The 13,818-nt window shown below is 69.5% G+C and carries 9 protein-coding genes; 6 read left to right on the forward strand and 3 right to left on the reverse strand.

The window, feature by feature from the left end; all coding sequences use genetic code 11:
* Positions 1-2 precede the first annotated feature (2 nt).
* Positions 3-470 carry a Dps family protein gene (locus ABIE04_RS15440; RefSeq protein WP_214557607.1) on the reverse strand — a complete coding sequence of 156 codons (468 nt, stop codon included), beginning with the start codon at positions 468-470 and terminating at the stop codon, positions 3-5.
* A 144-nt stretch (positions 471-614) separates the two neighbouring features.
* Here ABIE04_RS15440 and hrpA point away from each other — a divergent pair, with 144 nt between their 5' ends.
* The gene (hrpA, locus tag ABIE04_RS15445) at positions 615-4,745 is read left to right on the forward strand and encodes an ATP-dependent RNA helicase HrpA (RefSeq protein WP_354552164.1); all 4,131 of its coding nucleotides are present in this window, start codon (positions 615-617) and stop codon (positions 4,743-4,745) included.
* Positions 4,746-4,754: 9 nt separating this feature from the next.
* Here hrpA and ABIE04_RS15450 read toward each other — a convergent pair whose 3' ends face one another.
* Together ABIE04_RS15450 and ABIE04_RS15455 are read right to left on the reverse strand one after the other, a co-directional pair.
* Positions 4,755-5,231, reverse strand: coding sequence for a hypothetical protein (locus ABIE04_RS15450; protein ID WP_354552167.1), 477 nt, complete (start codon positions 5,229-5,231; stop codon positions 4,755-4,757).
* A gap of 130 nt (positions 5,232-5,361) precedes the next feature.
* Complete coding sequence (locus ABIE04_RS15455; RefSeq protein ID WP_354552169.1) at positions 5,362-5,901, reverse strand: hypothetical protein; 540 nt, start codon at positions 5,899-5,901, stop codon at positions 5,362-5,364.
* 152 nt (positions 5,902-6,053) lie between these two features.
* Between ABIE04_RS15455 and ABIE04_RS15460 the strand changes: the two genes are divergently transcribed.
* The 5 genes from ABIE04_RS15460 to ABIE04_RS15480 all read left to right on the forward strand — a co-directional run bounded on the left by ABIE04_RS15460 (position 6,054) and on the right by ABIE04_RS15480 (position 13,812).
* Positions 6,054-8,192, forward strand: a complete 2,139-nt coding sequence (locus ABIE04_RS15460) for a bifunctional (p)ppGpp synthetase/guanosine-3',5'-bis(diphosphate) 3'-pyrophosphohydrolase (RefSeq protein ID WP_354552171.1) — start codon at positions 6,054-6,056, stop codon at positions 8,190-8,192.
* Between the two features lie 86 nt (positions 8,193-8,278).
* Entirely contained in the window at positions 8,279-9,982 is a 1,704-nt protein-coding gene (locus ABIE04_RS15465) for a hypothetical protein (RefSeq protein ID WP_354552173.1), read from the forward strand.
* Between the two features lie 7 nt (positions 9,983-9,989).
* Positions 9,990-10,829, forward strand: coding sequence for an SDR family oxidoreductase (locus ABIE04_RS15470; protein ID WP_354552176.1), 840 nt, complete (start codon positions 9,990-9,992; stop codon positions 10,827-10,829).
* 107 nt (positions 10,830-10,936) lie between these two features.
* On the forward strand, positions 10,937-13,285 hold the full coding sequence (gene mrcB, locus ABIE04_RS15475) for a penicillin-binding protein 1B (RefSeq protein WP_354552178.1): 2,349 nt from the start codon (positions 10,937-10,939) through the stop codon (positions 13,283-13,285).
* A gap of 2 nt (positions 13,286-13,287) precedes the next feature.
* A complete protein-coding gene (locus tag ABIE04_RS15480; RefSeq protein WP_354552180.1) occupies positions 13,288-13,812 on the forward strand; it encodes a tetratricopeptide repeat protein in 525 nt (174 codons plus the stop codon).
* Positions 13,813-13,818: the final 6 nt, after the last annotated feature.

Consider the following 13,818-nt stretch of genomic DNA (forward strand, 5'->3'; position numbering starts at 1 on the left):
GCTCAACGCAGCAGCGAGCGCAGCATCCACGCCGTCTTCTCGTGTTCCTTCAGGCGCCCGGTGACCATGTCGGCGGTACCGTCGTCGCCGGCCGCATTGGCGGCCTTCAGCACGTCGCGGGCGGTGGCGGCGGCGACCTCGTGGCCTTCGACCAACTGGCCCACCATCTCCTTCCACTCCGGCACGCCGGGCTCTTCCTTGATCGAGCTGAGCTTGGCGAACTGGCTGTAGGAGCCGGGGGCGAACACGTCCAGGGTGCGGATGCGCTCGGCGACCTCGTCGGCGGCCAACCACAGTTCGTTGTACTGGGTCTCGAACATGGTGTGCAGGCTGTTGAACTGCGGGCCGGTGACGTTCCAGTGGAAGCTGTGGGTCTTCAGGTACAGCGAATAGGTGTCGGCCAGCAGCTTGGACAGGTGCTTGGCGACCTGCTCGCGATCTTTCTTGGCGATACCGATGGAAATGGCCATGTGCTGCTCCTTCCTGTGATGGGTTGACGGCATGGGCAAACAGTAGCGGGTCGGTCGGTGGCGGTGAAATGAATCCTTCCGATGCAGCCGATAGCCGGGGACTATCAGGTCAGCGGGTCGCCAGCGGCTATCATGTGCGGTCCGATGAATGATGCCCACCCGCCCGCTACCGATCCCGCCGCCGATCCCGGCCTGCGCAAGCTGCGCCTGCAACTGGATGCGGTGTCCAGCCGCGACTTCGGTCGCCTGCTGGGTCGCTGGCGTGCGTTGTCGCGCCGGCCGGACGAGAACAAGTTGGGGGCGCTGGTGACGGATATCGAGCGCTCCGCGGCCAAACGCCGCGCCCGGGTGGCCGCCAAGCCGCCGATCCGGCTGGACGAATCGCTGCCGATCAGCGCGCGCGGCGAGGACATCGTCAAGCTGATCCGCGAGCACCAGGTGGTGGTGATCGCCGGCGAGACCGGTTCGGGCAAGACCACCCAACTGCCCAAGCTGTGCCTGGCCGCCGGCCGCGGCGAGGCCGGCATGATCGGCTGCACCCAACCGCGCCGGCTGGCCGCGCGCTCGGTGGCGCGCCGCGTGGCGGAGGAACTGGGCACGCCGCTGGGCGAGGTCGTGGGCTTCCAGGTGCGCTTCAACGACCAGGTGTCCGAGCGCAGCCTGATCAAGTTCATGACCGACGGCATCCTGCTCGCCGAGACCCAGGGCGACCCGTGGCTCTCTGCATACGACACCATCATCATCGACGAGGCGCACGAGCGCAGCCTCAACATCGACTTCCTGCTCGGCTACCTCAAGCGGCTGGCGGTGAAGCGGCCGGAGCTGAAGATCATCGTCACCTCGGCGACGATCGATACGGCGCGCTTCGCCGAACACTTCGATGGCGCGCCGGTGGTCGAGGTGGAGGGGCGCGCGTACCCGGTCGAGTTGCGCTGGCGCTCGCTGGACGAGATCGCCGCGCGACAGGGTCGCGGCAAGGACATGCAGCAAGGCAGCGCCGAACACATCGCCGCGGCGCTCGACGAAATCACCCACGACGATCCGCGCGGCGACGTGCTGATCTTCCTGCCCGGCGAGCGCGAGATCCGCGACGCGCACCAGTTGCTGTCGCGCCGGCAATACCGCGAGACCGAAATCATGCCGCTGTACGCGCGGCTTTCCGCCGGCGACCAGGATCGCGTGTTCAAACCCGGCGTGAAACGCCGCGTGGTGCTGGCCACCAACGTGGCCGAGACTTCGCTGACCGTGCCGCGGATCCGCTACGTGATCGACACCGGCACCGCGCGGGTCAAGCGTTACAGCCAACGCAGCCAGCTCGAGCGGTTACACGTGGAGCCGGTGTCGCAGGCCGCCGCCGACCAGCGCAAGGGCCGCTGCGGCCGCGTGGGGCCGGGCGTCTGCTATCGCCTTTACGACGAGGCCGATTTTTCCGGCCGCGCCGCGTTTACCGACCCGGAACTGCTGCGCTCGTCGCTGGCGAACGTGATCCTGCGCATGCTGGCGCTGCAGCTCGGCGAGGTGGACGAGTTTCCGTTCCTGGAGGCGCCCGACCCGCGCGTGGTCGCCGACGGCTTCCGCCGGCTCACCGAAATTTCCGCGATCGACGACGCGCGCAAGCTCACCGCGGTCGGCCGCACCCTGGCGCGGCTGCCGATCGACGTGCAGCTGGCACGCATGCTGGTGGAAGGCGAGAAGCTGCATGCCTTGCGCGAGCTGCTCACCATCGTGTCCTTCCTCAGCATCCAGGATCCGCGCGAGCGTCCGGGCGACGCACGCCAGCAGGCCGACGCCGCGCACGCCGTGTTCGCCGACCCGAAGTCCGACTTCGTCGGCGTGCTGAACCTGTGGCGCGCCTATCACGACGCCCACGAGGAGCTGACCCAGTCGAAGCTGCGCGACTGGTGCTCGCGGCATTTCCTCAGCTTCATGCGCATGCGCGAATGGCGCGAACTGCATCGGCAGTTGTTGCTGGTGGTGCAGGAGCTGGGGTGGAAGCTGGATGCTTCGTCCGCCACCGGGAGCGAAGTGCAGCCTGCAGGCTCTGCTCCTCCCCCTGCGCGCAGGGGGAGGTTGGGAGGGGGTGAAGCTCTTCGCGCTGTTGCAAAAAGTCAAAAGCGAACCCCACCCCAGCCCTCCGCTGCGACCGAAGGAAGTCCCTTTGGGGCGAGCAGGGGAGGAAGCGAGAGCGATGCCGATCGGCTGTACGAATCCGTCCATCGCAGCCTGCTCGCCGGCCTGCCCACCCAGGTCGGCCGCAAGGACGAGAAGGGCGTTTACCAGAGCACGCGCGAACGCAAGTTCCAGGTATTTCCCGGTTCGGCGCTGGCGAAGGTGCCGCCGAACTGGATCTTCTCCGCGCAGATCCTCGACGTCGGCGGGCGCGTGTGGGGCATGGCGAATGCGCGCGTCGAGCCGCTGTGGATCGAGCAGCAGGCCGCGCACCTGCTGCGCACGAGTTGCCGCGACGCGCACTGGTCGAGAAAGCGCGGCTGCGTGGTGGCGTACGAGCAGGTCGGCCTGTTCGGCCTGGTGCTGGTGGAGAAGCGGCCGGTCACCTTCCAGCAGCAGGACCCCGCGCTGGCCCACGCGATCTTCCTCCGCGAAGCGCTGGTGCGCGGCGATATCGACAGCAAGACGGATTTCGTGCGCGCGAATCAGCGCGTGCTGGAGGAAGCGCTCGGCATCGAGGCTAAACAGCGTCGCGAGGGTCTGATCCGTCACGAGGACGATCTGGTCGCCTTCTTCGAGAGCAAGCTACCCGAAGAGATCGCCAGCAGCCGCGCGCTGGATGCGTGGTACCGCAAGGCGCGCCCCGCCGACCAGGCCGCGCTGCGCTGGTCGCTGGATGACGTGATGGTCGGTGGCGCGGGGCTGGATGCGAAGGCGTTTCCCGCAGCGCTGGACATGGATGTCCGAGTGCCGCGAGCGCAGGACGCGCAAGAGCGGCCGCTGGAGATACCGCCACAACACTACAAGCTCGAATACCGCTTCGTCCCTGGCGACGAAGCCGATGGCGTCACCCTGCACCTGCCGCTGGCAATGTTGAACGCGCTGCCGCCGGCCCGCTGCGAATGGCTGGTGCCCGGCCTGCTCGCCGACAAGGTGGCCGAACTGATCCGCGGCCTGCCGAAAGCGCTGCGCCGCAACTTCGTGCCCGCGCCGGATTTCGCGCGCGCCTTCGTCGAAGCCGAGGTAGCGCGCGACGAGCCGTTGGCGAAGGTGCTGGCCACGTTCCTGAAGCGCACCACCGGCGTCGACATAGCCGCGGGCGAATTCGCCGCCGTCGAACTGCCGCCGCACTTCCTGATGCGCTACCGCCTGCACGACGAGCGCGGCAAGACGCTGGCCAGCGGTCGCGACCTGGCCGCATTGCGCGGGCAGTGGGAAGGCCAGGCGCGCGAGGCGTTCTCGCGCAAGACCGATATCGAGCTGACCCGCGAAGACGTGACCAGCTGGGATTTCGAGGAGGTTCCCGCGCAGGTGCGATCCGACGGCGGCCTCGCCGCGTTCCCGGCGCTGGTCGACCTGGGCGAGGCGGTGGCGCTGCGCGTGTTCGAGCGCAGCGACGAGGCGCGCGCGGCACACCGGCAAGGCGTGGTGCGGCTGCTGCGCAACGCGCTGGCCAGTGACGCCAAGCAGGCGCGTCGGCGTCTGCCGATCGGCAATGCGCTGGCCTTGAAGTACGCGCCGCTTGGCGGCGTGGACGGACTGCGCGAGGACCTGCTCGAAGGCGGCTTCGGCGACCTGCTCGAACAGCACGAGCTGGACGTGCGCACCGCCGCTGCGTTCGAGAAGCTGCGCACACAGTTTTCGCGCGAGCTATTCGGCGCCGGTGTCGAACGGCTGAAACTGGCCGAACCCGTGATCGAGGCGCAGGCCGAGCTGAAACCGTGGCTGCAGCCGCCGCTGTTGGGCTTCGCCCGTGCCAGTTACGACGACCTGCGCGAACAGCTCGACGCGCTGCTCACGCCCGGCTTCCTGCGCGAATTGCCGCCGGCGCGGCTGGCGCACTACCCGCGTTACCTCAAGGCGATGCGCCTGCGCGCCGAACGCCTGCGCCAGGATCCGGCGAAAGACCAGCAGCGCATGCTGCAGGTGATGCCGTACTGGCGCGCGTACCTGCAGCACCGCGCTGCCGGTGCCGATGCGACAGGCCTGGCCGAGCTGCGCTGGTTGATCGAGGAGTGGCGTGTATCGCTGTTCGCGCAGGAACTGAAGACCGCCGAACCGGTCTCGGCAAAGCGGTTGGCGAAGGCATTGGCGGCGCTGGGCTGAATCTTCCGGTCAACGCACGCGTTTGACGTGGGCAGAATCGTTGCAGCCGTCCACGTACATCAGCCAGTTGCCGAGCATCGACGGCTTGACCTTGACCGCGGGGTTGTCCGAGCTCATGCAGGAGGGCGTGTCCGTGCCGACCTGCTCCCACATCTGGCCGTTGTCCAGCATGAACTGGCTATGGCCATGCCAGCCGTCGAAGTGGCCGGCGATATGCGCGTTGATCTTGCTGCGCTTTTGCGTCTCCGAATAGAACGCCGGCTTGCCGCTGGCGTCGACCATCTTGGTGACGGGCTTGTCGTGCTTGCGCAACCAGTCGTCGAGGTTCTGCAGTTCCTGCGTCGACAGCTTGTCCAGTCCGGCCGCCTTGAATTCGGCGCTGCTCATGCGTTGCTGCAGGTCGGCCTGCTGCGCCTGCACGGACAGGCAGCACAGCGGCAGCGCCAGCAGCAGCGACCGGATCAGGTGACGCGGGCGGGTCGACATGGGTGCATCCTCCGGGCAGGGAACAGGCGGAACGATTCTGCGCGATAAACCGCTCCCCGGCCAGACATCGCGGTGGCCGTGGCTGTTGGTTCAACCGCACAGCAGCCGGCGTCTCCGATGCATCCCGGGCTCAGTTCGCCGGCTCGACCCGCGCGCTGGTGTTGTAACCCTCGATCTTGAGTATCCAGCCGCCGAGCGCGCCGGGCTTCACGGTCGCCACGGGGCTGTCGACAGGCCTGGTCGCGGTCAGCGAACTGTCGTCGCTGACCCGCCATTTCTGGCCGTTCTGCAGAGTGAGGATGCTGCCCGGTCGCCAGCCGTTGAAGCTGCCGGCAAGCGGACTGATGACGGTGTGGTTGGCTTTTTTGCCGGCGGTATCCGGTGTGTGCCCGAACCAGCCATTGCTGCGGCTGGGTCGCTTGTCCGCTGCCACGTTAGCGGAGGCCGCCTCGGACGCGGGCACCGCCGCCGCCAGTTCCGTCGCATGCTTCGCCAGCCATTGCTGCAGGTGCTGCAGCTCGGCCGGGTTCAGCTTGTCCAGCCCGGCTTGCCTGAAATCCGCGGTTCCCATCTGTTGTTGCAGCACGATGGCTTGCTGGGCATGCAGCGACGTGCAGCCCAGCGACAGGGCCAGCAGGAATGGCAACAGCAGGAGCGGGCGTGGTTTCATGATGCGAATCCGTAGGGCGGCGTGCCGCGGGTGAACGCCGATTCTGCGCGGTAAGCTGGCCGTGCGCCAGGCATTGGCGGAACATGCCAGCCAGCCCAGTCGCGGCGAGCGCAATGCCTGCGGTGCCGCGGGCCGGTGAGGAAGATCGTTTCATGGTTCAAGCTGTTTCCATCGCCACTCCTGGCCTGCAGTCATGGCGCGACCGCGCCGGCACGCTGCCGCCGGTACTGGCCGACGCGCTGGATGCCTGCGCCACCCGTGCGGTGGATCAGGCCGAGTGCGCCGATGTGCTGGACCTGCTCGGCATGCTCGGCTGCGACGCGCGGACCCAGGCGGCGGCGGTGTGGTTCGAGCTGGCCCGGGTCGACCCGGCATGGTGGGCGGAGCGGCGCGCGAAGTTGCCGGCCGAGCTGCAGCGGCTGGTGGACGGCCAGCAGGCGGCCGAGCAGGTATGGGCGCTGCATGCGCAGCGGCCGCCGCAGGGTGCGGCGGAGGGCCTGCGCCGGTTGTTGCTGGCGATCGTGCGCGACCTGCGCGTGGTGTTCGTGCTGCTGGCGCGGCAGCTGGCGCGGATGCGCGCGGCGGCGACCGCGCCGGAGGCCGAACGCCAGGCGCTGGCACGGTTGACCCGCGACATCCATGCCCCGCTGGCGAACCGGCTCGGCATCTGGCAGTTGAAGTGGGAGCTGGAAGACCTGGCGTTCCGCTACCTGCAGCCGGAAACCTACCGCCGCATCGCGAACCTGCTCGACGAGCGGCGCACCGATCGCGAGGCGTTCATCCGCGACTCGCTGGACGAACTGCAGCGCGCGCTGGAAGCGGCCGGCATCCATGCCGAGCTGGCCGGCAGGCCGAAGCACATCTATTCGATCTGGAAGAAGATGCAGCGCAAGTCGCTGGATTTCTCCGACCTGTACGACATCCGCGCGGTGCGCGTGCTGGTCGACAACATCACCGACTGCTACGCCGCGCTGGGCGTGGTGCATTCGCTGTGGCCGCACCTGCCGGGCGAGTTCGACGATTACATCGCGCGGCCCAAGGCGAACGGCTACCAGTCGTTGCACACCGCGGTGCTGGGGCCGGCCGGCAAGACCCTGGAAGTGCAGATCCGCACCCACGAGATGCACCGCGCCAACGAACTGGGCGTGGCCGCGCACTGGCGCTACAAGGAAGGCGGCAGCAGCGACGCCGAGTTCGAGGCGAAGATCGCCTGGATGCGCAAGCTGCTGGATACGCGCAGCGAGGACGACAGCACGCTGGCCGCCGAGCTGCAGACCGAGCTGCTGGAAGACCGCGTCTACCTGCTGACCCCGAAAGGCGAGGTGTTCGACCTGGCGCGCGGCGCCACCGTGCTGGACTTCGCCTACCTGGTGCACACCGAGGTGGGCCACCGTTGCCGCGGGGCCAAGGTCAACGGCCGCATCGTGCCGCTGACGTTCCAGCCGCAAAGTGGCGACCGGGTGGAGATCCTCACCGCGAAGGTGGCCGAGCCCAGCCGCGACTGGCTGTCGCCGCACCACGGCTACCTCAACACCGCGCGGGCGAAAGACAAGGTGCGCGCGTGGTTCCGCCGGATCGCCCACGACGCGAACCTCGCGGTCGGCCGCGGCATGTTCGAGCGCGAGCTGAAGCGGCTCGCTCTGTCGAACGCGGACGTGGGCAAGCTGCCGGCGCACTTCCACCTGAAGAACCAGGACGAGCTGCTGATCGCGCTGGCGCTGGGCGAGATCACTCCCGGCCAGATCGCCCGCGTGCTGCAGGAAGCGGCGCAGCCGCCGGAACCGGAGGTCACCCAGTCGAGCGCGCCGGTGGCCTCGCGCCACGCCACGCTCGACCACAGTGCGCTCAGCATCGAAGGCATCGGCAACCTGCTGACCACGCTGGCGCGTTGCTGCCAGCCGCTGCCCGGCGACCCGGTGCGCGGTTTCATCACCAAGGGCCGCGGCGTTTCGGTGCATCGCGCCGACTGCGGCAGCCTGGCGCGGCTGGCGCGGCGCGACCCGGACCGGGTGATCGAGGTGAGCTGGGGCAGCGCCGCCGCGCAGGCCTACGAGGTCGACATCGAGCTGCGCGGCTACGACCGCAAGGGTCTGCAGAAGGACGTCACCAGCGTCGTCAGCAACGCCGGCACCCACATCATCGCCTCGTCCAGCCGGTTGTTCGTGCATACCGGCGAGGTGGAAATGCGCTTCACCCTGCGCGTGCGCGATTTCGAGCAGCTGTCGACCCTGCTCGGCAAGCTGCTGGCATTGCCGAACGTGATCGACGCGCGCCGGGTCGGCGTCGGCTGAATGACCGCGCAATGTCCGCCAGCGGGCGGAACGGCGGCTGGCGGGCCGATGTTAAGCTGCACCAACAGTCTTTACAGCCACGGATCATGAGCGGAAGCCGAGACCAGCACGACGAACATCCACCGATTCGCACCGAGCCCACCCTGGGTGACTTCGACCGGTTGGATGCTCCGCGCGCGCCGAGCATGGACGGCCTGCCGCAGGTATCGGTCGAACCGCGCCGCTCGCATGCCAAGGCGACCGGGTCGCGGCGGCACAAGCATCGCCGCGGCAGGGGCGCCCTGCTGTTGCTGCTGCTGGCGCTCGCGGCGGTCGGCATGCTGTGGCTCAACCAGAACCGCCTGCGCGGGATGCTGCCGCGTACCGACTTCAACACGGTGCTGGTGCAGGCGCAGCAGGCCTTGCAGGATGGCCGTCTGGACGGCCAGGACGGCACCAGTGCGCGCGAGCTGTTCCAGGCCGCCGCGGCGCTGGAGCCGGACAACGACCGCGCCCGCGAGGGTCTGCGCCAGGTTGGCCAGGCCATGCTGGCGCAGGCCGATGCCGCGCTGCAGGCCGGCCAGCTGGGCCAGGCCGCGCAGCAGGCGGCGGTGGCCCGCGAACTGCTCGGCGGCGGCACCGACATCGACCGGCTCGATCGCGCGATCGCCAGCGCCCGCGGGGCGCAGGTGCACACGGTGGACCTGGTCGACCAGGCGCAGCAGGCGCTGGCCGCCGGCAAGCTGGACGGCCCCGAGGGCGCCGGTGCGTTGTACCAGCGCGTGCTGCGCGCCGATCCCGACAATGCCGTGGCGGCACACGGGCTCGACCAGGTCGGCTATGCGCTGGCGGTGCAGGCGCGCACGGCGCTGGATGCGAAGGACGGCACGACGGCCGATGCGCGCATCGAGCAACTGGCCGCGCTGCAGCCGAACAACGGTGCGCTGCCGGCACTGCGCGCGCTGCAGGCGCAGACGCGCAAGCAGGACAACAGCGCGCTGGAGGCGGTGCTCAACGCCGGCCAGGATGCGTTGCGCGCCGGCCGCATCGACGGCAGCGGCGACGACACCGCGCTGGCCCGCTTCCAGGCCGCGCTCAAGCTCGATCCGGACAACGCGCAGGCCCGCGCCGGCCTCGGCAAGGTGGCGCAGGCGCTGACCGTGCAGGCGAATGCCGCGCTCGACGACGGCGACAAGCAGCAGGCGGCCAAGCTGCTCGACCGGGCGGCGGAACTGGCGCCGAAATCGGCCGACCTCGCCGCGGCGCGTGCGCGCCTGGACAAGGTGTCGGTGACGCCGGCCGCACCCGCCGCACCCGCACCCGCGGCCGCGGAGCGGGAGCCGGAGCCGTCGGCTCCCGTCGTGTCGCCCCAGCAGAGTGCGGAAGTGGCGCGACTGGTGCAGCGTGCGCAGGTGGCCACGAGCAACGGCGACATCATGATGCCGCCCGGTGGCAGCGCGTACGACCTGTACCGCAGCGCGCTGGCGATCGACGGCAACAACGAAGCGGCTCTGCACGGCCTGCAGACCTTGCCCAGGCAGGTCATACAGCAATTCAACCAGGCGCTCGCCGCCGGCAACCTGGGCAAGGCCGGCGACATGCTGGCGAACCTGGCCGAGCTGGCGCCGGGCGATGCCGTGCAGGACGCATTGAGCAACCGCCTGGCCAGCGCATGGCTCGACCAGGCCGAGCAGCAGCTGGCGCGCGGCGACCGCATCGGCGCCAGCCAGTCGCTGGAGCGCGCGCGCAAGCTGTCCCCTTCCAACCCGCGCGTGCTGGATCTCGGCGCCCGCCTGCAGGGTGGCGGGTGAGCGCGGCATGACGGTACTGGTGTTCGGGGGCAGCAGCCAGATCGGCCATTTCCTGTTGCCGCGCCTGCTCGCCAGCGGCGAGCCGGTGCTGGCCTTGAGCCGGCAGCCGCGACCGGCGCAAGCCGGCGTGGAATGGCTGCAGGGAACCTTGCCCGACCGCGTGCCGGCGCTGCCGCCGCTGTCGGCAATCATCAGTTTCGGCCCGCTGCAGGGGCTGGCCGACTGGCTGGCGCAGGCCACCCTGGCGGACGCGCCGCGGGTGATCGCCACCAGTTCGATGAGCGCCGAAACCAAACGCGATTCCAGTGTGCCGGCCGAGCGCGCCCTTGCGCGCCAGCTGCGCGACGGTGAGGCCGCGCTGGCCACCGCCTGCGAGCGGCACGGCTGCGCGTGGACCGTGCTGCGGCCGACCCTGGTCTACGGCGCCGGCCTGGACAAGAGCCTCACCCCGATCGCCCGGCGTGCGATGCGGCTGCGGCTGTTTCCGCTGCCGGCCGGGCGCGGCCTGCGCCAGCCGGTGCACGCGGACGACATCGCGCAGGCGGTGCTGGCCGCGCTGGAATGCCAGGCCGCGGCCGGCAGGATCCTGCCGATCGGCGGCGGCGAACGGCTGCGCTCCGGCGAGATGTTCGCGCGGGTGCGCAGCAGCCTGTCGCGCAGCACCGTGCCCTTGCCGTTGCCGGCCTGGCTGCTGCGGCTGGGCCAGCGCGCGCTGCCGCCGTTGCGCGGCCCGCTGAGCCGGCTCGACAGCGACCTGGTCGCCGACAATGGCGAGTTGCAGCGCCTGCTCGGCATCCGTCCGCGACCGTTCCGCCCCGACCCCGCGATGTGGGTATCGCCGCGCTAGCCATGCGTCACTTGCCCGCGTTTCGCCCCGAAACCGCCCGCTGCGTTCATATGCCCGCCGGGTAGCAGGCCCTATGATCGACCACCCGATAGCCGGATTCCCCCACGTTGGCCTTGATGACCCGTACTCGCTCGTTTGCGCGCCGCTGCTGGCCGTGGCTGCGCATCCCGTTCTGGATCGGCATGGGCCTGCTGTTCGGCTTCGTGCTGCCGTACACGCTGGTACTGAACAAGCGGGTGCAGGACCGCTTCAACGAGCTGGTGTTCGCGGTGCCCACCAAGGTCTACGCACGCCCCTTGCCGCTGGCCGCCGGTACGCCGATGACGCCGGCGGCGCTGGAACTGGAACTGACCTTCGCCGGCTACAGCAATGACGGCAAGGGCCAGGTCGCCGGCAGCTGGGTGAAGCAGGGCGCGCGCTACACGATCGCCTCGCGCGGCTACGCCGGTCCGGATGGCGGCGAGCTGCCCAAGCGCATCCGCGTCACGCTGGGTCGGGGCATGGTGCAGTCGGTGCAGGACGCCGCCAGCGGCAAGCCGATCGAGCTGGCCCACCTGGACCCGGCGCGCATCGCCACCCTGTACGGCGCCAGCCAGGAGGAACGCCGCTTCGTGCGCCTGGCCGACGTGCCGCCACTGCTGGTCAGCGGCCTGCAGGCGGTCGAGGACCGCGACTTCAACCATCACATCGGCATCGACGTCAGCGCGATCGCTCGCGCCGCGTTCGCCAACCTGCGCGCCGGGCATACCGTGCAGGGCGGCTCCACGCTGACCCAGCAGCTGGTGCGCAACCTGTTCCTCAGCCGCGACCAGAACCTCACGCGCAAGATCAACGAGGCGCTGATGTCGCTGCTGCTGGAGGCGCATTACAGCAAGGGGCGCATTCTCGAGGCCTACGTCAACGACGTCTTCCTCGGCCAGCAGGGCGGCCAGGCGGTGCACGGTTTCGCGGCGGCGTCGGAGTTCTACTTCGGACGCCGGCTGGAAGACCTGCGGCCGCAAGAGATCGCGCTGCTGGTAGGCATGGTGAAGGGACCGAGCTATTACGACCCGCGCCGCTCGCCGCAACGCGCGCTGACCCGGCGCAACCTGGTGCTGCAGGAATTCTTCGAGACCAACCTGATCAGCGCGGGGCAACTCAATGCCGCGCAGGCGGCGCCGCTGGACATCGTCAAGAACGGCCAGCTGCCGCACAACCGCTTCCCCGCCTTCGTGGACCTGGTGCGCAAGCAGATCACCGCCGACTTCGACGAACAGGCGCTGCGCGAGGGCAACCTCTCGATCTTCACCACGCTCGATCCGGCCGCGCAGCTGTACACCGAGCAGGCGATCACCAGCACGTTGAAGGGCTTGGGCAAGCGCGGCGACGGCGTGCAGGCAGCCGCGGTGGTGACCGATGCGCACAGCGGCAGCGTGCTGGCCGTGGTCGGCAGCAAGATCCCGGGCGACCCGGGCTTCAACCGCGCGCTCGATGCGCGCCGGCCGATCGGGTCGACGATCAAGCCGTTCGTCTACCTGGTCGCGCTGACCCAGCCGGAGCGCTGGAACCTGGCCAGCATGATGGACGACGGCCCGATCAGCCTGCGCCAGCCCGACGGCAGCTACTGGACACCGCAGAACGACGACCACCGCAGCCACGATCCGCTGATCATGGTCGACGCGCTGGCGCACTCGTGGAACCTGGCGACGATCCACCTCGGGCTGCAGGTGGGCCTGCCGCGGATCCAGGCGTTCCTGAAATCGTTCGGCATCGGCGACATCAATCCCAGCCCGTCGCTGCTGATCGGCGCGCTCGATCTGGCGCCGCTGCAGCTGACCCAGCTGTACCAGTACCTCGCCGCCGACGGCCACGCGCTGCCGCTGGTGGCGGTGCGCGGCGTGCTCGACGGCAACGGCCGCACGATCAAGCGCTACCAGGTGCAGAGCGGTCGCGGTGAATACCAGGACGCAGTGCGCCTGACCACCTGGGCGATGCAGCAGGTGGCCGAGTACGGCACCGCCAGCGCGCTGGGCAATTCCGCGCTGGCTTCGCTGCACGCCGCCGGCAAGACCGGCACCAGCAACGACATGCGCGACAGCTGGTTTGCCGGCTTCACCGGCGAGCATCTGGCGGTGTTCTGGATGGGCCGCGACGACAACAAGCCGACCACCCTGTTCGGCGCCAGCGGCGGCCTGCGCGCATGGCGCGACCTGTTCGCCAAGCTGCCGAGCCGGCCGTTGTCGGCCGCGCCCGGCGAGGGGCTGGAGATGGCCTGGATCAACCCGGTCAGCGGCAGGCGCACCGAACCGCAGTGCGAAGGCGCGCAGCAGGTGCCGGTGATCGCCGGCACCGTGTCGGCCGACACCGAAGGCTGTTTCTGGCAGGGCATCCAGAGCCTGTTCGGCGGCAGCGACAATCCACCTCCATCTGCCTCCGGCGCCGTACCTGCCGCGCCCGGCGCACCGAGCGGAAATTGATCATGCACTCCCTGGGCAAAGGTTTTTCCCTGTTGCTGGCGACGGGCCTGCTGGCCGGCTGCGGCATGTTCGCCACCACGCCGCCGCCGGATACGCGTCCACCGTTGCCGACCTATGACCAAGTGGCCGCCATTCGCGCCGCCGGCGACCGCGAGAAATCCATCATCGACGTGAGCCCGTTGCGCGATCCCGGCATCACCTCGCTGCAGGACGCCGCCCAGCGCGACGAGCAGGCCGGCAAGTACGCTGACGCCGCGGCCAAGCTGGATCAGGCGCTGAAGCTCAACCCGGATTCGCCCGACCTGCTGCAGGAACGCGCCGAGATGGCAGTGCGCCTGAAGGATTTCTCCGCGGCCGAAAAATTGGCCCACAAGTCCTGGTCACTCGGCCCCAGGCTGGGTCCGCTGTGCGCACGCAACTGGCAGACCATCGTGGAGATGCGCCTGCAGGCACGCGATGCGAACGGCGCCGCCACGGCCCGCAAGTGGGTGGGGCAGTGCCACAAGGCGGGGATTCCGCGCTACTGAGGCGAG

It is taken from the genome of Rhodanobacter soli, assembly GCF_040548735.1.
Classification (GTDB): domain Bacteria; phylum Pseudomonadota; class Gammaproteobacteria; order Xanthomonadales; family Rhodanobacteraceae; genus Rhodanobacter; species Rhodanobacter soli_A.